The organism is Arthrobacter sp. zg-Y1116 (genome assembly GCF_024385485.1).
Taxonomy (GTDB): domain Bacteria; phylum Actinomycetota; class Actinomycetes; order Actinomycetales; family Micrococcaceae; genus Arthrobacter_B.
Window position 1 is genome coordinate 1,126,139 of record NZ_JANFLR010000001.1, and the last position, 18,536, is coordinate 1,144,674.

Annotated in this window: 18 protein-coding genes; 6 read left to right on the forward strand and 12 right to left on the reverse strand. The window is 67.4% G+C overall.

Annotation, left to right across the window (positions count from 1 at the left end; genetic code table 11):
* Nucleotides 1–189 precede the first annotated feature (189 nt).
* Genes NNX34_RS05350 through NNX34_RS05360 form a run of 3 tightly spaced genes read left to right on the forward strand, consistent with a single transcriptional unit; the run spans nt 190 to nt 4,096 of the window.
* Nucleotides 190–1,632, forward strand: coding sequence for an aldehyde dehydrogenase (locus NNX34_RS05350; RefSeq protein WP_255765474.1), 1,443 nt, complete (start codon nt 190–192; stop codon nt 1,630–1,632).
* Nucleotides 1,629–3,203: a D-glycero-beta-D-manno-heptose 1-phosphate adenylyltransferase gene (gene rfaE2, locus NNX34_RS05355; RefSeq protein WP_255765475.1), complete on the forward strand. Its 1,575-nt coding sequence runs from the start codon at nt 1,629–1,631 to the stop codon at nt 3,201–3,203. Before NNX34_RS05350 ends, rfaE2 begins: the two co-directional genes overlap by 4 nt.
* A complete protein-coding gene (locus NNX34_RS05360; protein WP_255765476.1) occupies nt 3,200–4,096 on the forward strand; it encodes a glycosyltransferase family A protein in 897 nt (298 codons plus the stop codon). Before rfaE2 ends, NNX34_RS05360 begins: the two co-directional genes overlap by 4 nt.
* 4 nt (nt 4,097–4,100) lie before the next feature.
* Here the strand turns inward: NNX34_RS05360 and NNX34_RS05365 are convergent, their stop codons facing one another.
* The 5 genes from NNX34_RS05365 to NNX34_RS05385 form a co-directional block, all read right to left on the reverse strand.
* Nucleotides 4,101–4,463, reverse strand: coding sequence for a hypothetical protein (locus NNX34_RS05365; RefSeq protein ID WP_255765477.1), 363 nt, complete (start codon nt 4,461–4,463; stop codon nt 4,101–4,103).
* Between the two features lie 76 nt (nt 4,464–4,539).
* Complete coding sequence (locus tag NNX34_RS05370; protein ID WP_255765478.1) at nt 4,540–5,094, reverse strand: hypothetical protein; 555 nt, start codon at nt 5,092–5,094, stop codon at nt 4,540–4,542.
* A 59-nt stretch (nt 5,095–5,153) separates the two neighbouring features.
* Nucleotides 5,154–6,512 (reverse strand): MATE family efflux transporter, encoded by a 1,359-nt coding sequence (locus NNX34_RS05375; protein ID WP_255765479.1) that lies wholly within the window; start codon nt 6,510–6,512, stop codon nt 5,154–5,156.
* Between the two features lie 10 nt (nt 6,513–6,522).
* Nucleotides 6,523–7,818: an MFS transporter gene (locus tag NNX34_RS05380; protein ID WP_255765480.1), complete on the reverse strand. Its 1,296-nt coding sequence runs from the start codon at nt 7,816–7,818 to the stop codon at nt 6,523–6,525.
* Complete coding sequence (locus NNX34_RS05385) at nt 7,815–8,747, reverse strand: DUF4031 domain-containing protein (protein ID WP_255765737.1); 933 nt, start codon at nt 8,745–8,747, stop codon at nt 7,815–7,817. The genes NNX34_RS05380 and NNX34_RS05385 overlap by 4 nt, the downstream gene beginning before the upstream one ends.
* A gap of 175 nt (nt 8,748–8,922) precedes the next feature.
* Between NNX34_RS05385 and NNX34_RS05390 the strand changes: the two genes are divergently transcribed.
* Nucleotides 8,923–10,047 (forward strand): exo-alpha-sialidase, encoded by a 1,125-nt coding sequence (locus tag NNX34_RS05390; RefSeq protein ID WP_255765738.1) that lies wholly within the window; start codon nt 8,923–8,925, stop codon nt 10,045–10,047.
* Nucleotides 10,025–10,363 carry a MoaD/ThiS family protein gene (locus NNX34_RS05395; RefSeq protein ID WP_255765481.1) on the forward strand — a complete coding sequence of 113 codons (339 nt, stop codon included), beginning with the start codon at nt 10,025–10,027 and terminating at the stop codon, nt 10,361–10,363. The genes NNX34_RS05390 and NNX34_RS05395 overlap by 23 nt, the downstream gene beginning before the upstream one ends.
* A 107-nt stretch (nt 10,364–10,470) precedes the next feature.
* On the opposite strand, the gene NNX34_RS05400 is transcribed toward NNX34_RS05395, so the two are convergent.
* Entirely contained in the window at nt 10,471–11,262 is a 792-nt protein-coding gene (locus tag NNX34_RS05400) for a transglycosylase family protein (RefSeq protein ID WP_255765482.1), read from the reverse strand.
* 677 nt (nt 11,263–11,939) lie between these two features.
* On the opposite strand from NNX34_RS05400, the gene NNX34_RS05405 reads away from it, so the two are divergent.
* The gene (locus NNX34_RS05405; RefSeq protein ID WP_255765483.1) at nt 11,940–13,937 is read left to right on the forward strand and encodes an APC family permease; all 1,998 of its coding nucleotides are present in this window, start codon (nt 11,940–11,942) and stop codon (nt 13,935–13,937) included.
* Between the two features lie 34 nt (nt 13,938–13,971).
* Here the strand turns inward: NNX34_RS05405 and NNX34_RS05410 are convergent, their stop codons facing one another.
* From NNX34_RS05410 to rpsF, 6 genes are all read right to left on the reverse strand, one after another.
* Nucleotides 13,972–14,592 carry a cell division protein CrgA gene (locus tag NNX34_RS05410; RefSeq protein ID WP_255765484.1) on the reverse strand — a complete coding sequence of 207 codons (621 nt, stop codon included), beginning with the start codon at nt 14,590–14,592 and terminating at the stop codon, nt 13,972–13,974.
* 52 nt (nt 14,593–14,644) lie between these two features.
* The gene (gene dnaB / locus NNX34_RS05415; RefSeq protein ID WP_229951200.1) at nt 14,645–16,027 is read right to left on the reverse strand and encodes a replicative DNA helicase; all 1,383 of its coding nucleotides are present in this window, start codon (nt 16,025–16,027) and stop codon (nt 14,645–14,647) included.
* A gap of 574 nt (nt 16,028–16,601) precedes the next feature.
* Nucleotides 16,602–17,051: a 50S ribosomal protein L9 gene (gene rplI / locus NNX34_RS05420; protein ID WP_146359901.1), complete on the reverse strand. Its 450-nt coding sequence runs from the start codon at nt 17,049–17,051 to the stop codon at nt 16,602–16,604.
* 18 nt (nt 17,052–17,069) lie between these two features.
* Nucleotides 17,070–17,309 (reverse strand): 30S ribosomal protein S18, encoded by a 240-nt coding sequence (rpsR, locus tag NNX34_RS05425; protein ID WP_003800144.1) that lies wholly within the window; start codon nt 17,307–17,309, stop codon nt 17,070–17,072.
* A gap of 150 nt (nt 17,310–17,459) precedes the next feature.
* Nucleotides 17,460–18,029, reverse strand: a complete 570-nt coding sequence (locus NNX34_RS05430; protein WP_255765485.1) for a single-stranded DNA-binding protein — start codon at nt 18,027–18,029, stop codon at nt 17,460–17,462.
* Between the two features lie 34 nt (nt 18,030–18,063).
* On the reverse strand, nt 18,064–18,414 hold the full coding sequence (gene rpsF, locus NNX34_RS05435; RefSeq protein WP_227920298.1) for a 30S ribosomal protein S6: 351 nt from the start codon (nt 18,412–18,414) through the stop codon (nt 18,064–18,066).
* Nucleotides 18,415–18,536 lie beyond the last annotated feature (122 nt).

The following is an 18,536-nucleotide window of genomic DNA, read 5'->3' on the forward strand; positions in this document are numbered from 1 at the left end:
AGTTGGCCGCGGCGGATCGCGGTCCGAAGGACCAGAAGGCTCCGGCAATATATGCCGCTGACGGCATAAGTCCGTCGAGGCGGCCGGAACCCCGTGCCGCCGCCTGCAGCCCCGCACCTGCTTTCCGCGCCTGTCTGAATCCGCCGGAAACGGGGTATGGGAGCTATACAACGCGCGACAAGGAGCAGCATGTCCACCACCATCCAGCCGCCGGCTCCCCGGCCCGCCTCCCCGATGCACCCCGCCGGTTCCCCCGAGCCGCTCACCATTTTCGATCCCCGGGACGGAACGCCGGTGGGTCGGGTGGAGCAGGACGGACGGGCCGGCATCCGCGCCGCCGTGGCGGCAGCCCGCGGCGCCCTGCCCGGGTGGGCGGGCACCGACCCCGCAGAGCGGGGGCGCCTCCTGCGCGCCGCCGCCGCTGCCCTGGAGCTGCGGGCCGCCGAACTGGCCAAGTGGAACACCCGTGAGACCGGACGGCCCGGGACCGAAGCCCTTGCCGGGGTGCAGGCCGGGGTGGCCGCATTGGAGCAATACGCCGAACTTGGCCCTGTGCACCGGGGGCATAGCCTCCGCGGTGCATCGCTGGCTGCGGACTACACGGTAGCCGGGCCTCGCGGTGTCGCCGTGGTGCTGACTCCGTGGAACGACCCGGTGGCCGTCGCCGCCGGGTTGATCGGCGCGGCGCTGGTCACCGGAAACACGGTGATTCACAAGCCCAGCGAGCGTTCTCCCCACACCGGGAAACTGCTCGGGGAGATCCTCGCTCCGCTGTTCCCCGCCGGTGTCCTCACCACGGTCACCGGCGGCCCGGACGTGGGTGCCCAGCTGACCATGGAGGCAGGGGCGGACGTCCTGGCACACGTGGGTTCCAGTGCGACCGGCGCCAGGATTGCCCGGGCGGCCGCCCTGACGGGAGCCCACGTCATTCTCGAGAACGGCGGCAACGATCCGCTGCTGGTTGATGCAGATGTGGATCCGCGATGGGCGGCCGGACAGGCAGCTGTCGGGGCATTCAGCAACAGCGGACAGATCTGTACCTCGGTGGAGCGCATTTACGTTCACCGCAACATCGCGGATGTGTTCTGCGCCGAGCTGATGGCCGAAGCGCGGCGGCGCAACCGCGCGCACGCGGTCGCGCCGCTGGTGGATACCCGGCTCCGCGACACCGTGCACCAGCAGGTCACCCAGGCGCTGGGCCGCGGCGCCACGGTTGCGGAGGGCGGCGCATTACCGGAAGGACCCGGAGCCCACTACCCCGCGACCGTCCTGCTGAACTGCTCGGCGGGGATGGAGGTCTTCGATGCCGAAACATTCGGCCCGGTGGCCGCCGTGCAGGTGGTGGACAGCTTCGACGAAGGGCTCGCCCTCGCCGCTGCGGGGTCCTACGGGCTGGCCGCCACGGTCTTGACGGGCAGCATTGCCCACGCGCAGCAGGCAGTGGCTGGCCTGGACGTGGGCACGGTGAAGATCAACGCCGTGTTCGGCGGCGCCCCGGGCGGTTCGGCACAGCCCCGGCGCCGGAGCGGCCGAGGATTTGGCTACGGCCCGGAACTGCTGGACGAGTTCTCCCTCGTAAAGGTGGTCCACGTCGGCTCTCCGGGCACCGCGGCACCGGGAATACCGGAGTGACGGACTTCCGGAACCCCGGGGAGGTCCGCAGCCTCGCTCCCGGGCTCCCTGATCGCCTCGCGGCCGCCTCCCTGTGCATAGCGGTCATCGGCGATGTGATGCTGGACGGCTGGTGGTCCGGGGTCACCGAACGGTTCTGCCGCGAGGCCCCGGCTCCCGTGGTGGATGTGCAGCGGAAAAACTACGCACCCGGCGGTGCGGGAAACACCGCCATGAACCTGCAGGCGCTCGGAGCACGGGTCCGGCTCGGCGGACTGACCGGCACCGACGCCGCCGGTGACCGGCTGCGCGGCATCCTGGCAGAGGCGGGCGTGGACCTGCGCGGGATGGTGCGGCACCCCGACGCGCAGACCGCCACGAAGGACCGGATTGTCGCCGCGGAACAGGTCCTGTTCCGGCTCGACGACGGCGGGCGGTTCCCGCCGGAGGCAGAAGAACTGCTGGCGGCTTCCGTGCCTGCACTGCTGGAGGGCGCCGATGCATTGGTGGTCTGCGACTACGGCACCGGGCTGCTGCACGGGGCCGTCCACGACGCCCTGGTGGCACTGCGCGGCGGCCGCCTCACCGTCGTGGACGCCCACGACGCCGCGGGCTGGGCCCATCTGTCCCCCGACCTGGTCACGCCGAATGCCGCCGAAGCCGCGCAACTGCTGGGCGGGTCAAAGTCGCTGGGGCATGACCGGGCGGCAGCGGTTCGGACCGCTGCACCGGCCCTGCTCGCCGCCGCCGGTGCGGCAGCGGCAGCCGTCACCCTGGACCGCGACGGCGCGGCCGTGATCGGCGCGGACGGCGGGTTCCACCGCACCTGGGCGCGTCCCGCCGCCGAAAAACAGGCGTCGGGAGCAGGCGACACCTTCGTTGCCTGCCTGACGCTGGCCCGGGCCGCAGGCCTGCCCCTGTCCACCGCCGCGGACCTGGCGCAGAACGCCGCCGATATTGTGGTCCAGCGGCCCGGCACCTCCGTCTGCAGCACCGCCGACCTGGAAAAGCATCTGGACAGCTTTGCCGACACGGCACTCAGCCAGGCCGATCTCCTGGCCCGGACCGCCGTCGAACGTGCCGCCGGGCGCAGGATTGTCCTGACCAACGGCTGTTTCGACGTCCTGCACCGCGGGCACACCCGGTACCTGAACCAGGCCAAACAGCTCGGCGACATACTGGTGGTCGCCCTGAACAGCGATGCGTCCGCCCGACGGCTGAAAGGACCGGGCCGTCCCATCAATCCCGTCCATGACCGGGCCGGAATCATTGCCGCGCTCAGCTGCGTGGACTACGTGACCGTGTTCGACACGGACACGCCGATTCCGCTCATCCGGGAGCTGCGCCCGGATGTTTACGCCAAGGGCGGGGACTACTCCGCCCAGATGCTGGCTGAAACCCCGGTGGTGGAGGAGTGCGGCGGCCGGGTGCTGATCCTGGACTATGTTTCCGACCACTCCACCACTGCACTGGTGTCCCGGATCCGGTCCGGCGGCACCGGGAATGGTCCCGGCGGGACTGAGGGAAACCCCGCGGGCAGCGGCGGCTCGGAAGCAACCGCTGGCGGGAACGGCTCCGGGATCCCGCCGTGACGCGCCGCTGGTCCGGGGACTGGGCCCGCCCACCCCAGGCGGGCAGTGCGGCGGCGGTGGACGTGCTGATTCCGACCCGCAACCGGCCGGCCGAGCTCGCGGTCACCCTCGCCGGGCTGGCCGCGCAGGACGGGCCGGACTTCGCCGTCGTCATCAGCGACCAAAGCACCGACGTCCCGTCCTGGGACCATCCCGCCGCCGAAGCGATGGTCCGGGTCCTGCAGGCGCAGGGCCGTCCGGTCCGGTTGCTGAGGCACCTGCCGGCCCGGGGGCTGGCCGAACAGCGGCACTTCCTGCTTGGGCAGGCCGGCGCTCCGCTGGTCCTGTTCCTGGACGACGACGTCTGGCTGGAACCGGACATGCTGGCCCGGCTGACGGCGGCCCTGGCGGCGTCCGGCGGCGGGTTTGTGGGGGCGGCCGTGCAGGGGCTGTCCTACCTCACCGACCGGCGGCCCGAGGAACAGCAGCCGTTCGAGGCCTGGGAGAACGGACAGGTGCAGCCGGAGCGGATCCGCCGCAACCAGCCGGGCTTCTCACGCTGGACCCTGCACAACGCCGCGAATCTGGCACATGTGGCGTCCGGACTCGGGATTCCGCCGGGAGAATGGCGGCTGTACCGGATCGCCTGGGTGGGGGCGTGCGTCCTCTATGACCGGCAGTCCCTGCTTGCGTGCGGCGGCTTCGGGTTCTGGGACCAGCTGCCGCCGGGGCACGCCGGGGAGGACGTGGCAGCCCAGTGGCGGGTAATGGAGAGGTTCGGCGGCGCCGGAATGATTCCCTCCGGCGCAGTGCATCTGGAGTCGCCGACCACGGTTACCGACCGGTCCGCTGACGCTGCTGAGCTCATTCTGGGCACCGGCGGGTGCGACCCGTCCAGCGGACGGGAGATCTAGCTGCTCAGGCGGTGGGATCCGCGGGCCGGGGCGAATCGTCCTGATCCGTTGCGGGCGCGGTTGGCTTGCCCACGTTTCCCGCACCGCCCGGGATCTTTGCCGAACTGCGGTGGACACCCGAGCCCTGGCTTAGGTGCTCGGGGTTCGGTTTCTCCGTCATCAGCAGCAGCGAAGAGACCAGCAGCGACGCGATGAACGCAATGCCGACGGCAATGAGCCCGAGGTCGAACCTCAGTTCCTGCTCCGCTCCCCCGGTGGCGAAGATCATGGTGGCAATGCCGGCAATCAACGCCAGCACGGCAGAGAAAATCAGCGGTGCCTTAACGGAGTTCCGCCTCTGCGGTCCACCGGTTGAGCTGTTCGCCACTATGATTGCCTCCTGCTGCGTTGGGGTGGCGCGGATCGGAGCGTAGATGCACCGCGCGCGTTACCTAGTTTACGGCCTATGCCTGCTCGTCCACGGCTGCACGGGAATCATGCCGGGCGCCCAGGGCGGAAATGGCCACGATCACCGCAATGATGATCGCCGCGCCACCGGTCACGCCGAGCAAGGCGCGGACACCCAGGCTGTAGACGAGCGGCACCAGGATGCCGGCCCCCAGGGCGGCGGCACCGGTGATCAGCCAGTCACGGGCCGGCAGGAAGCCGCTGCGGTTCCGGACCCAGAGGATGATTTCCAGGACTCCCCCGAGGATGAGGGCGGCGGCAGCCGCGGCCCGGAATGCCTCGGCCGAGGCGAAGACCAGCGTGGCCGCACCGGCCAGAACGTAGGCGGCGGCTTCAACCAGCAGGAAAGCCCGAACGTTGCCGTGTCCGCGTGCCGCGGTGAGCATGGGCCAGAGTGCGACGCCGGTGAGCAGCAGATACGTGCCGCCGGCAACCACCAGGACGGGCTCGGTGGGGTCCTGCCAGAACACGGTCAGCACGCCGTAGACTGCTGCGACCATTGAACGGACCAGCATGGGTCCCCAAGGTGCTCCGGGATTGGATGCGCCCACTGCAGAGCCTCCGCTTTCACTTTTGCGTCATTTCGGTGGCCGGTTGGCCACCGTCAAGCTTAGTCGCTCCCTGCTCCGGCCCGGGCACCGGTCACCATCCAGGCGTCCCGCCGGGTCCGCCAGGACAAGGTGATTCCGCGTGCGCTCATGTAGCCAAGGGCAAACGCCGCCCACAACCAGGCGATCCCCCCGGCGCCGGACAGCCCCGCAGCGTGCACCCAGATCAGCAGCGGCAGATAGGCGGCCAGGTTCAGCATGCCGGTGAGCGCCATGTATCTGGCGTCCCCCGCCCCGATCAGCACGCCGTCCAGCACAAACACCAGACCGCAGATCGGCTGCGAAACCGCGAGGACCCAAAGCCCGGCGGTCATGGCCTGCTGCACTCCGGCGTCGCTGGTGAAGAGCACCCCTGCCACCGGCGCCACCAGCGCCAACAGGGCTCCGGTGATGACGCCGAAGCCCACACCCCACACAATCATCCGCCGGGTCAGCGCGCGGGCCGTCACGGTATCTCCGGCTCCCAGTTCCTTCCCGATCATTGCCTGCGCCGCGATGGCCAGGGCGTCCAGCGCGAACGCCAGGAAGGTAAACACGGTCATGACCAGCTGGTGGGCCGCGAGGGATTCCGGTCCCTGCGCGGTGGCAACCAGGACGGTCGCGAGCACGGCGGCACGCAGGCTCAGCGTCCGCAGCATCAGCCACGAACCCACGTGGGCGGTGGCCCGGATCCCCGACACTGCGGGAAGCAGGGGCACGCCTTGGGAGCGTGCCATCCGCGCCACCGCGATCAGGTAGAACACCGCCATGCCCCACTGCGCGATGCTGGTGCCCAGGGCAGATCCCGCCACGGACAGGGAGAACCCGTAGACCAGCAGGTAATTCAGCCCGATGTTCACGGCGAAGCCGGCCGTGGCAACCACCAGCGGGGTGCGGGTGTCCTGCAGCCCGCGCAGGACGCCGGTGGCGGCCAGGACCACCAGCATCGCGGTCAGGCCGGGCATCGAAAAGCGCAGGTAATCGACGGCGTAGCGGTGCACGTCACCGGTGGCACCCATGGCACTGCACAGCTGTGGAGCGAAGAGGTACCCCGCGGTCGAAAGCACGGCGCCCAACAGGACGGCCAGGGCAATGCCGTCCCGTCCCGCGGCGAGCGCCTCAGGCTGCCGGTTGCCGCCGAGGTAGCGCGCCACCGTGCCGGTGGTGGAATAGGCCAGGAAGACCATCAGCCCGACGGCGGTCTGCAGCACCGTGGAGGCGAGGCCCACGCCGGCCAGCTGGGCCACGCCGAGGTGCCCGACAATGGCGGAATCCGCCAGCAGGAACAGGGGTTCGGCAATCAGTGCGCCCAGCGCCGGGAGGGCCAGGGCCAGGATCCGGCGGCTGAGCCGCCGGGAGGAAAGGTCGGCTTCGGTCTTCACACCATCCAGCCTACGTTTTGCGTCCGTTGTCCGGTGCCGCTGCTGCGGGGTCCGCCGCCCCGGCGCCGCCGTCGTCGTCGTTGCTGCGCAGGACCAGGCCGGCCGCCAGTGCCGCCGCCAGCAGCAGCACGCCGACAAAAACCACCAGGAACAGCCAGCCGCCCTGCTGGAAGTAATAGCCGCCCACCCAGCCCAGCAGGCTGGACCCGGTGTAGTAGAAGAGGTTGTAGAGCGAGGAGGCCTGTGCCCGCCCCTCCCGGGCGAGTAGCGGAGTCCAGCCGGAGGCAATGGAATGCGCGGCGAAGAAACCGGCGGTGAAGACGAGCAGTCCGGCCACGATGGCCGGAAGGTTCTCGGCCAGCGTCAGGGCAAGACCCACCGCCATGGCACCGAGGGACAGCAGCAGCACCGGCTTCCGCCCGCCGCGAAGCCGGGCCGCAAGGGTACCGGCGGCCCGGGAGGACCAGGTTCCGGCGAGATAGGCGAGGAACAGGGAGCTGGCCAGGCTCTGGGGCAGCCCGAAGGGCGGCTCGCCCAGCCGGAAACCCAGATAGTTGTAAACCGCCACGAACCCGCCCATCAGCAGGAAGCCCTGTGAATACAGGGCCAGCAGCCGCGGGCTGCGAAGGTTCGCCGCCAGCCGCGCAGCCAGGCCGTGTCCGGAGGCGGCACGGCGGACGGGGACAAAACCGTGCTGGCGGGGTGCGGTGAGCATAAAAACGACTGCGGCTCCGGCTGCCAGGAGGCTCACCGCGGCTACACCCACCCGCCAGTTCACCAATTCCGCCAGGGGTGCGGCCAGGATCCGGCCCGCGAGACCGCCGATGGTGGTGCCCGAAACGTAGGTCCCGGCCGCCACTGCGGCATGCAGCCTGCTCACTTCCTCGCTGAGGTAAGCCAGCGCCACCGCCGGAATCCCGCCCAGCGCCGCCCCCTCAAGGAAGCGGAGTCCCAGCAGCATCGGCAGATTGGGGCTGAGCGGAACGGCCAGGCCCAGCACCACGGCGGCCAGGATTGCCAGGCGCATGGCTGGCAGCCGGCCGAACCGGTCCGCTGCGGCGGACCAGGGAATCACCGTGACGGCGAGTCCGAGGGTGGCTGCGGAAACCGTCAACGCCGCCGACGAGGCGGAGATACCCAGATCGGCAGCGAGTTCGGGCAGGACTCCCTGCAGGGAGTACAGCTGGGCGAAGGTAGCCACACCGGCCGCGGCCAGTCCCACCAGGACGCCGCGGTAGCCGGGGCTGCCGCGCCGGTGCCCGGTGAACTGGCCGCTGAACCCGGGCGCGTCATCGCGTCTCGTCATGGCTGGTCCGTTGCCGCGTCCCGGGCCGGGCCGGCGGGCGCGGTCCTCGATGCCCCGGACGGGTCTTCCGCCAGTTCCGCAGCCAGGTTACGGCGGGCCCGTTCCTCCCAGAGCTGCCGGCCGGCGGGCGTCCGGTAGAGCGGATCGGCTGCGGCAAGCTGCCGGACCACCCGGCGTCGTCCGGCAGTGAAGTCCTCCGCTGAAAGGTGCGCGTACTCGGCGCGGACCGCCTGCAGGTAGGCGGCATAGCCCGCCGGATCGCGGGCCAGCACGGCCAGGTCCGCGTCCGTGAGCAGCGCGCCGTTGCCGTCCGCCGGAGCCGGATCGTGGCTGGCGGTCAGGCGGATCAGCCGTGCGCATTCGGCGGTCTCGGCCGCAGCTACGCCCGCGCCGGAGAGCAGCTGCTCCGCCAGCCGGGCCGAGGCATCCTCATCGGCGCCGGCCCGGCCGGTGTACACGGCATCGTGGAACCAGGCGGCCAGGGCCACGGGGCGGGGCACTTCGCCGCCGGCAAGCAGGTCCAGGGCCTCCAGGACCTGCAGCAGATGCCTGCGGTCGTGGTAGCGGCGGTGCGGTTCATTCCAGAGCTGAAGCAGGTGTTCGCCCAGCTCCGGGGTCCCGGGAAGCAGCCGGTTCCACCGGTGGCGCAGCGGGGCGGCAAGGGCAGAGGGACGCTCCCTCGCCGGGATCCGGAGCCCGCTGGAGATCAGGATGCGGACCAGGTCACCGCAGCTGACCGGCACGGCCCCAAGCGACACGAGCGCGTCATAGCGTTCCCGGGGCACGTCGTAGTGGTCGCCGTCGAACGCCCGGTCCGAGATGCCGGCCGCCCGGGTGAACGCGTGCAGCTCGTCCAGCCCGGAGTTGGAGATCAGGTGCGAGAAGAGGGTGTTGTGCGCCGGCCACATCGGCGGATCGATGTAGATCATGGACGCCGGGTTTCCGGCTGCAGCAACAGCATCCTGTATGTCTATCGCACCCGGGGCAGCAATTTCCATGCGGCAGCGCATCCGTCGGACCGCCGGGCAGCCGGTCTTTGCGCAACCCCTTGTTCCGGGGACCCCCCGGTGCTGGAATAACCGCATGGATGCCGTGCCCGAAGCGATGCCCGCCGCCGACCCCGCTGCCGTGCCCGCCGCCGCATCCCCCGGTGCCTCCACCGTCGTCGCCATCGGAACCCGCAAGGGCCTGTGGCTGGCCACGAGCCCCGACCGCCGCAACTGGGAGCTGCGCGGGCCGGAGTTTGCGATGACGGAAGTCCCGTCCCTGGCCTTTGACGCCCGCAGCGGGACCCCGCGCCTGCTGGCCGGTGTCCGGTCCGAGTGGTGGGGCACCAATGTCGCGATTTCGGATGACCTGGGGCGGACCTGGCAGGAACCCGAGCAGGCGGCCATTGCCTTTCCGGAGGACACCGGCGCCTCGCTGGAGCGCATCTGGCAGCTGGCGCCGGACAGCGCGGACCGGCCGGGCGTTGTCTGGGCGGGCTGCGAACCGATCTCCGTGTTCCGCTCCCAGGACGGCGGCAAGCACTTCGAACTGGTGCGGGGGTTGTGGGACCACCCGCACCGCACCCAATGGGGTGCCGGCTACGGCGGCCCGGCCGCCCATACGGTCCTGCCCAGCCCGAGCGACGATTCCGTCCACGTGGCGATCAGCAGCGGCGGGGTCTACCGCTCCGATGACCGCGGGGAGACCTGGGACGCATTCAACACCGGCATCATCGCGGATTTTATGCCGGAGAAATATCCCGAGTTCGGGCAGTGCGTGCACAAGGTTGCCCGGGACGCGGGCAACCCGCAGCGGCTATACGCCCAGAACCACGGCGGGGTGTACCGCAGCGACGACGCCGGCGGACAGTGGCTGTCCATTGCGGACGGCCTTCCCGCGGATTTCGGTTTCGTGATGCTTGCCCACCCCACCCGCCCGGATACCATCTGGACCATTCCGCTGGGCTCGGCGGGGGAACGCAATCCGCCGCAGGGCCGCCCGGCGGTATACCGCAGCACAGATGCAGGCGGGAGCTGGGAGCGGTTCGACGCCGGCCTGCCCGCCTATGATTTCAACGCCGTGCTGCGCGATGCCGCCTACGTGGACGACGCCGATCCCGCCGGCATCTACTTCGGTACCCGCGGCGGTGAGGTGTATGCGAGCGCCGACGAGGGCGAGAGCTTTCACCTGGTGGCAGCCAATCTTCCGGATGTGCTCTGTGTCCGCGCCGTCGCGGCCTGACGCTCCCGGCCGCACCGACGTCGAGCTGTTGCTCCCGGCGGCGCTGGCCGACGCCGCGGACGGACGCCGCCTGTTGACGCTTCGTCCCGCGCCTGGCGAAGGCACACCGGAAAACATCACCGTTGCGGATGTCCTGGCGCTCCTGCAGTCCGATTTCGCCGGTGTGTATCGCCGGATCTGTGACGAGACCGGGGAGCTGCGCCGCTATGTGAACCTGTACCTGGACGGCGAGGACATCCGGGACCTGGACGGCGCTTCCACAGTGCTGCCCGCCCGCGCGGAGCTTCTGGTCCTGCAGTCGATCGCCGGCGGATGAGGATTGTTAAAAGGAACGGGCGCTTTACGCATTTCGCGTAAAGCGCCCGTTCTGCTTCGATCGCCGCACTAAGGCGGAACAGCTACCGAAGACTCACGCTGCCGTGACTAGGCCGGCAGCTGCAGGGTCTGACCGGTGAAGATCAGGTCCTGGTGGATAACGGTGTCCAGGTTGGCGTTGTACAGCGCCTGCCAGCCGCCCTCGATGCCAAGCTTCTCGGCGATCCCGGAGAGGGTGTCGCCGGCCTGGATGACGTAGGTCTCGCCGGACAGGGCCGGAGCCGGGGTCTGTACCGGAGCAACGGCCTCAACCGGGACGCTGGTCGGTGCCGGGGCAACGGTCTGCGGCTGTACGTAGGTCTCGACCGGAGCGGCCTCGACCACCGGAGCAGGCTCGGTGTAGGTCTCAACCGGAGCGGGCTCGGTGTAGGTCTCAACCGGAGCGGCTTCGACCACAGGAGCAGGCTCGGTGTAGGTCTCAACCGGAGCGGCTTCGGTGACAGGAGCCTGCTCAACCGGAGCAGGCTGGGCGGCCTGCGGGTTGGCGGTGGCGCCGGTCATGCCCAGCTTGGCGGTGCAGGCAGGCCAGGCGCCGGGGCCCTGCTCAGCCAGGACACGCTCAGCGACGGCAATCTGCTGCTCGCGGCTGGCGTCTGCCGGGTTGCCGGTACCGCCGAAGGCTGCCCAGGTGCTGGGCGTGAACTGCAGCCCGCCGGAGAAACCGTTGCCGGTGTTGATAGCCCAGTTTCCACCGCTCTCGCACTGTGCAAGGGCATCCCAGTCCATGGAGGCTGCGTTTGCCGGAGCGGCCAGGCCGGCGAGGCCGGCAGCGCCAGCACCGGTGATGGCGGCGGTAGCCAGGCCGCGACGTACGATACGACGGATCTTCTGGTTCTTCATAAGTTTTGTGCTCCCACGGGTTCCACCTGCGCTCATCCCGTCCCCGGGCGTCTGCACGCCGTCGCCTTCCCCATATTGATAGAGGTCTTCTTGGATGCCACGCAGCGGCGACGTGCAGTGGACGCGTGGCATCAGGCTTACTGGTTTGAGGCCGCACCAGCATTAGTAGCGGCCGCCGCCGACTTCGATTCAGTCAGGCGGTCCAGCCCTCGATCAGGGCCTTAACCAACGTAAGGGAGTCTTTTATCGAGATCAAATCGATATCTAATATGCACGAATCGTTATCTTTTCCAGATCCGCGTAGATAAGCGGCAGAAGTACAATCCACACCCGTTTTTGTAGATTCCGTCACGTATTCATTTTCGGGGCCCAGGACGCGTTTTCCGTGATCCGGGTCACCCTCAAAGCAGTGAGGAACGCCATCAAAAGAACGCCGGCAGACGCCGTGCGGACGTCCGCCGCCTACAGCTTCTTGCCGAGACCCGTTCCCACCCCATGTGCAACAGCCATACCGTTATTCAACGTGTCCTAGATCATGCTCCGGTGATCGCGCCGATACCGGCGCCCGGGTTCCGGACGGTGCCGGGGACCCAGTCGCGCCCCGGCCCTTGAAGGGCGCAGCGCCGCGTTTTTCCGCTTCTGGACAGTGCAGGCGGACCCGTCTAACGTTGGTCCTCGTGCTCACATTCTTCAATGCGCTCAAACGCATTCTGGTCGGGCGTCCTTACGGCAACGAACGGCTCTCGCACACCCTCCTCCCCAAGCGGATTGCGCTCCCGGTTTTCGCCTCGGACGCCCTCTCATCTGCTGCCTATGCGCCCGATGAGATTCTCCTTACCCTGGCGCTGGCCGGCGTGGCTGCCGTGACCCTGTCCCCCTGGGTGGGGCTGGCCGTTATTGTCGTCCTGCTCACGGTGGTGGCGTCCTACCGCCAGAACGTCCACGCCTATCCATCCGGCGGCGGCGACTACGAAATCGCGAGCACCAACCTGGGCAAGCCCGCCGGCCTGACCGTCGCCTCCGCACTGCTGGTGGACTACGTGCTCACCGTCGCTGTGTCGATGTCCTCGGCGGCGTCCTACCTCGTGACGGCCATCCCCGCGCTGCACGGCACCCAGGCCACCATCGCCGTGATCGGGGTGGCCGTACTGGTCCTGGTGAACCTGCGCGGCATCCGGGAGGCCGGCGCCTTGTTTGCCGTACCTACCTACATCTTCATGCTCTCCGTACTGGGCATGTGCCTCACCGGCTTCCTCCAGTTCCTCAGCGGAGACCTCCGCCAGGCCCCCTCGGCATCCTTTGAACTGGTGCGGGAATCCGGTTTCGACGAAGGGCTCGTAGGACTTGCCGGCGTCCTCCTGCTGCTGCGGGCCTTTTCCTCCGGCGCAGCCGCACTGACCGGCGTTGAAGCCATCAGCAACGGCGTCCCCACGTTCCGCAAACCCAAGAGCGCCAATGCCGCCACCACCCTGCTGCTCCTGGGCGTGATTTCCGCGGCCATGATCGGCGGGATCATCGCCATGGCCAACCTCACCAAGGTCCACGTCGCCCAGGACCCGGCCACCCAGCTCACATCCAACGGTTCACCCGTGGGCGAGGACTACGTGCAGCATCCGGTGATCAGCCAGTTGGCGGAGACCATCTTCGGCGACGGCAGCATCGCGTTCTACCTTGTTGTGGCCGCCACCGGGCTGATCCTGGTCTTTGCCTCCAACACCGCGTTCAACGGCTTCCCCGTGCTGGCCTCGATCCTGGCCAAGGACGGGTTCCTCCCGCGCCAGATGCGCACCCGCGGGGATCGGCTGGCGTTCAGCAACGGCATCATTTCGCTCGGTCTGGGCGCCCTGGTGCTCATCGTGGCCTTCGACGCCGATGTCACCCAGCTGATCCAGCTCTATATTGTCGGGGTCTTCGTCTCCTTCACCGCCAGCCAGCTGGGTATGATCCGGCACTGGACCGGCAAGCTGCGCACCGAGCGGGATAAGGACGTACGACGCCGGATGCAGCGTTCCCGGGCGATCAACTCCCTCGGCTTCGGCATGACGGCACTGGTGCTGCTCATCGTCATCATCACCAAGTTCACCCACGGCGCGTGGATTGCCCTGCTGGCCATGGCCGTGCTCTACGTGATCATGAACAGCATCCGGGTCCACTACGACACGGTTGCCCGCGAGCTGGCGCTCAGCGCTGACGACCACGGCCTGGCCCTGCCCTCCCGGGTCAATGCGGTGATCCTGATTTCACAGGTCCACAAGCCGGCACTGCGGGCCATTGCCTATGCGCGGGCGTCCCGTCCCTCCAGCTTGAACGCGATCATTGTGGATCTTGATCCGGAGGACACCCGCCGCACGCTGGCTGACTGGGAGCGGCTGCAGATTCCCGTGCCGCTGACGGTCCTCTCCTCGCCGTACCGCGAGACCATCTCCCCGGTGCTGGCGTACCTGCGCGATGCCCGGCGAAACGCGCCGCGGGAACTGTTCGTGGTCTACATTCCGGAGTACGTGGTGGGCCGTTGGTGGGAGCAGCTGGTGCATAACCAGACCGCCCTGCGCATCAAGGCCCGGCTCCACTTCGAGCCGGCCATCATGGTTGCCTCCGTGCCGTGGCAGCTGGCGTCCAGCCACGACGCCCACGGAGAGCCGGCGGGCGGCCCCGGCGCTTCAAACCGGGGCTAGGCGCGGCCGGGGGCGCCTACTCCCCCGGGGGCGCCTACTTTCCGGCGCGGCCGGCGAGGATCGACCGGTAGGCGTACTCAGTAAGCCTGCCGTCCTGCACGGCCTGCTCCACGACAGCAAAGGAACGCGCACCGGCGTCGCTGCTGTACGGGAAGTGGATGAGCTCTGCAATGAGCTCCCATTCCTCGGTAATCGAGTCAATGAGATCGCCGGGGGTCTCTTCAGCGGACGGGCCTCCGCCCAGGACAGTCCACTCGCCGTCGGGCACCCGGTAGGCCTGCAGCCGGTCCAGGTCCGCCTCAAGTTCCGCCAGGGAGTCGTACTCCGTCTGTGCCACGGGGGGAACGGAGCCGTCCGGTGTCGCCAGCTGGCTGACGAAGGTGCTCTCGGAAGACGGGTAGATGGAGGTGGGGACGGGTTCGCCTTCCTCCAGGTACGCCTGCAGCTGGGACGGCATCCAGTACCAGGCGTCGCCCTGGTCAGGGCCGCCGGGCTGGTCCCGCTCGCTGATCCAGCCGCGGGCGGTCAGCAGTGCCTCTGCCTCATCGCTGAAGTAGGCGGTTTCGCCGCGCAGCAGGGCATTGACTTCATGCTCGGCGCGGCGGGCCTGCTTCTTTTTGGAAACGGCTTTCTTGCGGGGCTTGGACTTGGGCATGCTGGATCTCCTGCGGCGGTGGGGGAAAGCGGTGGAGGGGTGGACGCGGCGGCTAGAAGCCGCTGCCGCCCTCAACCGCCATGTTCGAGAAGCGTGAATAGTGGCCTTGGAACCCTACGACGATGGTCTTGGTGGGGCCGTTACGGTGCTTGGCCACAATGACGTCGGCCTCGCCGGCGCGCGGCGATTCCTTGTCGTAGATGTCCTCGCGGTGCAGCAGGATGACCATGTCCGCATCCTGCTCGATGGAGCCCGATTCACGCAGATCGGAGACCATGGGCTTCTTGTCGGTGCGCTGCTCCGAACCTCGGTTCAGCTGCGACAACGCGATCACGGGGACTTCGAGCTCCTTGGCCAGCAGCTTCAGGGCACGTGAGAACTCGGAGACTTCCTGCTGACGGGATTCCACGCGCTTGCCCGAGGACATCAGCTGGAGGTAGTCCAGCACCACGAGCTTGAGGTCGTGGCGCTGCTTCAGGCGGCGGCACTTCGCACGGATCTCCATCAGGGACATGTTCGGGCTGTCATCGATGAACAGCGGCGCATCATTCATGCGCCCCATCGTGGTGGCAATCTTGCCCCACTGTTCGTCCTTGATGGTGCCCTTGCGCAGGTCCTGAAGCCCGATGGTCGCTTCAGCTGAGAGCAGGCGCATGGCGATTTCGTTGCGGCCCATTTCGAGGGAGAAGAAGACGGTGGTCATGTTGTTCTTGATGGCCGCGGACCGGGCGAAGTCCAGCGCGAAGGTGGACTTGCCGACGGCCGGACGGGCAGCGATAACGATCATCTGGCCCGGGTGCAGGCCCTGGGTGAGCTCGTCCAGTTCGTAGAAGCCGGTGGGCACGCCGGTCATGCCTTCGCCGCGGTGCCCGGCGGACTCAATCTCGTCCACCGTGCCCTCGATGATGTCCTTCAGGGGCACGTAGTCTTCAGCAGTCCGCCGCTCGGCCACGGCGTAGATTTCGGCCTGGGCAGCGTTGACAATGTCATCCACTTCCATGCCCTCGTTGGAGTAGCCCAACTGGACAATCTTGGTGCCGGCACCAACAAGGCGGCGGAGAACCGCCCGCTCGCGCACGATTTCGGCATAGAAGCCGGCATTGGCCGCGGTGGGAACGGACTGGATCAGCTCGTGCAGGTAGGCCGGTCCGCCGATCCGGCCAATCTCGCCCCGCTTGGTGAGTTCATCCGAAACGGTGACGGCATCGGCCGGTTCCCCGCGGCCGTAGAGATCAATGATGGCCTCGTAGATGGCCTCATGTGCAGGGCGGTAGAAGTCCAGCCCGCGCAGGACTTCCACGCAGTCTGCGATGGCGTCCTTGGAGAGCATCATGCCGCCAAGCACCGATTGTTCTGCAACCAGGTCCTGCGGCGGTGTCCTCGCGAAGTCCGGACTTGATGTTGATGCCGGGGAGTCCGTATGCGTGAGCGACACTGTGACCCTTTCCATAAAGGCTAAGACGTTTCGATCCCTGCCCTGCCGGAGGGCTTGCTTATCTCTATCAGCCCGCACTGACTATCGCCGGAACGGCGGCGGCGTGCTGACGGATCCGAGCCGGCGGACATGCGTCTGAAGAAGGGATTCACCGCAACCGTATGCCTCCTTCGCCCTACCGACAAACGAGTTATCCACAGGTCCTGTGGACAGGCTGTGCATAACGCGGCGTGTCTTGTGCACAGGCTGGGCATAAGCATGTGGATAAATCTTAGTTTTTTCCACAAAAGGGGCTCTGACTAGGGCAAACGCTTGTCCACACCTGTGTAAACAAACTATTTTTCCGCCGCGCCCGGCTGCCGGTGCCGTGTTGACAGCAGCTCAAAACAGGCCTAAGAGTGCCGAAATCCACAAATACCCCCCGCGATATCCACAACAGCAGTCTCAACGGAGCATGGATTGCGTACGTCTGCTGCCGGGGCATGCTGAACGGCGGCCGGATCAGCGGTTCCCCACACAAAAAAGCACCCCCCGGCCCGAAGGCAGGAGGGTGCTTTGGTGTCTGCGTCAGACGTTAGCCTGCAACGACCTCGAGGTCGATGACAGCTGCAACATCGTTGTGCAGGCGGACGTTGGCCTGGAAGGAACCAACCGACTTGATGTGCGTCGGGAGTTCAACCTTGCGCTTGTCGATGGCGCCGAGACCGGCGGCTTCGACAGCAGCGGCAACGTCGCCGGGCTTGACGGTACCGAAGAGGCGTCCGGACTCGCCGGCCTTGACGGTCAGCTTGACCGGCTTGGCGGAGAGAGCAGCAGCCTGCTTCTGAGCATCTTCCAGGGAAGCGTGCTCGCGGGCAGCGCGGGCAGCCTTGATGGACTCAACCTGCTTCTCGCCACCCTTGGTCCAGGTCAGAGCGAAGCCGCGGGGCAGGAGGTAGTTACGTGCGTAACCGTCCTTAACCTCGATGACGTCGCCGGCAGCGCCGAGACCGGTTACTTCGTGGGTCAGAATGAGCTTTGCCATGAGTTAGGTTCCTTTCCTTTAGCCGCGGCCAGCGCCGGAGTAAGGCAGGAGAGCAACTTCGCGGGCATTCTTGATTGCCTGGGCGATCTTGCGCTGTTCCTGCACGGTGACGCCAGTTACGCGACGAGCGCGGATCTTTCCGCGGTCGGAAATGAACTTGCGCAGCAATGCTACGTCCTTGTAGTCGATGACAGTGATGTCAGCGGCCTTCAAGGGATTGGACTTTGGTTTGGGCTTGCGAAGTTCAGCCTTAGCCATCGTGGAGCTCCTTATGTCTAGTGGAGCCCGTGGATACATTTTCCACGGGATGGGCTCGACGGCGGTTGCCGTCTGAGGATGGCGCCCGAAGGCGCCGGGTGAAGGGCCGCTTCTCCCGAATGGGGGTCGCCGCTCTTCGGATGAAGAGGTTTAGAAGGGCGGATCGTTCGAATCCGGGCCGCTGCCCCATCCACCGGAGTTGCCGCCCGCAGGGGCGCCCCAGGGATCGTCAGCCGGTGCGGACTGCGCGGGCTGCTGCTGGCCGCCGCCCCAACCGGAGTTGGAGTTGCCGCCGAAGCCGCCACCGCCACCGCCGCCGTTGTTGCCGCCGAAGCCGCCGCCGCCACCGCCGGAGCGCTGGGTGCGGGTGACCTTGGCAGAGGCATAACGCAGCGAGGGGCCGATTTCGTCGACCTCAAGCTCCATTACGGTGCGCTTTTCGCCTTCTTTGGTTTCGTACGAACGCGACTTCAGGCGGCCCTGGCAAACTACGCGGGTTCCCTTGGTGAGGGACTCGGCGACGTTTTCAGCAGCTTCACGCCAGACAGACGCGCGGAGGAACAGCGTTTCGCCGTCCTTCCACTCGTTGGACTGACGGTCGAAGGTCCGCGGGGTCGAGGCAATGGTGAAGTTCGCCACTGCCGAACCGGACGGAGTGAACCGCAGTTCCGGGTCGTTGGTTAGGTTACCGACGACGGTGATTGTTGTCTCGCCTGCCATGAAAGCCTCCTGATATCAGTACGGGTTGCCGAAATTATTCTGCGGAAACCTTTGCAGCGTCCTTAGCGGCCTTCTTGGCATCCTTCTTCGAGATCTTCTGCTCTTCCGGGCGGATGATCTTGGTGCGCATGATGGTCTCATTGAGGCTCAGCTGGCGATCAAGCTCGGCTGCTGCTGCAGGCGTACCGGTGAAGTTAACCACCGCGTAGATGCCTTCAGTCTTTTTCTGGATTTCGTAGGCCAGTCGACGACGGCCCCAGATGTCTACCTTGTCGATGGTTCCACCATCGTTGCGGACAACATTGAGGAACTTGTCGAGCGAAGGCTCGACGGTACGCTCTTCGACCTCGGGGTCGATGATTACCATCAGTTCATAAGCACGCATTTGTGAACCCACCTCCTTTGGGCTATACGGTCACGGCATTTCCGTAACAGGAGGTTCTTTTGCGTTGTCTCCCCTCGGCATGCAGCTGATCCGCAGCGGGGGGAATCTGCCGGCCGAAGCCG

What these genes read in the sequence shown, in the direction of transcription:
- rplI (WP_146359901.1), bottom strand. Translation starts at nt 17,051, where the DNA reads ATGGCAAAGCTCATTCTGACCCACGAAGTAACCGGTCTCGGCGCTGCC.
- NNX34_RS05350 (WP_255765474.1), top strand. Translation starts at nt 190, where the DNA reads ATGTCCACCACCATCCAGCCGCCGGCTCCCCGGCCCGCCTCCCCGATG.
- NNX34_RS05400 (WP_255765482.1), bottom strand. Translation starts at nt 11,262, where the DNA reads ATGAAGAACCAGAAGATCCGTCGTATCGTACGTCGCGGCCTGGCTACC.
- NNX34_RS05430 (WP_255765485.1), bottom strand. Translation starts at nt 18,029, where the DNA reads ATGGCAGGCGAGACAACAATCACCGTCGTCGGTAACCTAACCAACGAC.
- NNX34_RS05380 (WP_255765480.1), bottom strand. Translation starts at nt 7,818, where the DNA reads ATGACGAGACGCGATGACGCGCCCGGGTTCAGCGGCCAGTTCACCGGG.
- rpsF (WP_227920298.1), bottom strand. Translation starts at nt 18,414, where the DNA reads ATGCGTGCTTATGAACTGATGGTAATCATCGACCCCGAGGTCGAAGAG.
- NNX34_RS05410 (WP_255765484.1), bottom strand. Translation starts at nt 14,592, where the DNA reads ATGCCCAAGTCCAAGCCCCGCAAGAAAGCCGTTTCCAAAAAGAAGCAG.
- NNX34_RS05385 (WP_255765737.1), bottom strand. Translation starts at nt 8,747, where the DNA reads ATGATCTACATCGATCCGCCGATGTGGCCGGCGCACAACACCCTCTTC.
- rpsR (WP_003800144.1), bottom strand. Translation starts at nt 17,309, where the DNA reads ATGGCTAAGGCTGAACTTCGCAAGCCCAAACCAAAGTCCAATCCCTTG.
- NNX34_RS05390 (WP_255765738.1), top strand. Translation starts at nt 8,923, where the DNA reads ATGCCCGCCGCCGACCCCGCTGCCGTGCCCGCCGCCGCATCCCCCGGT.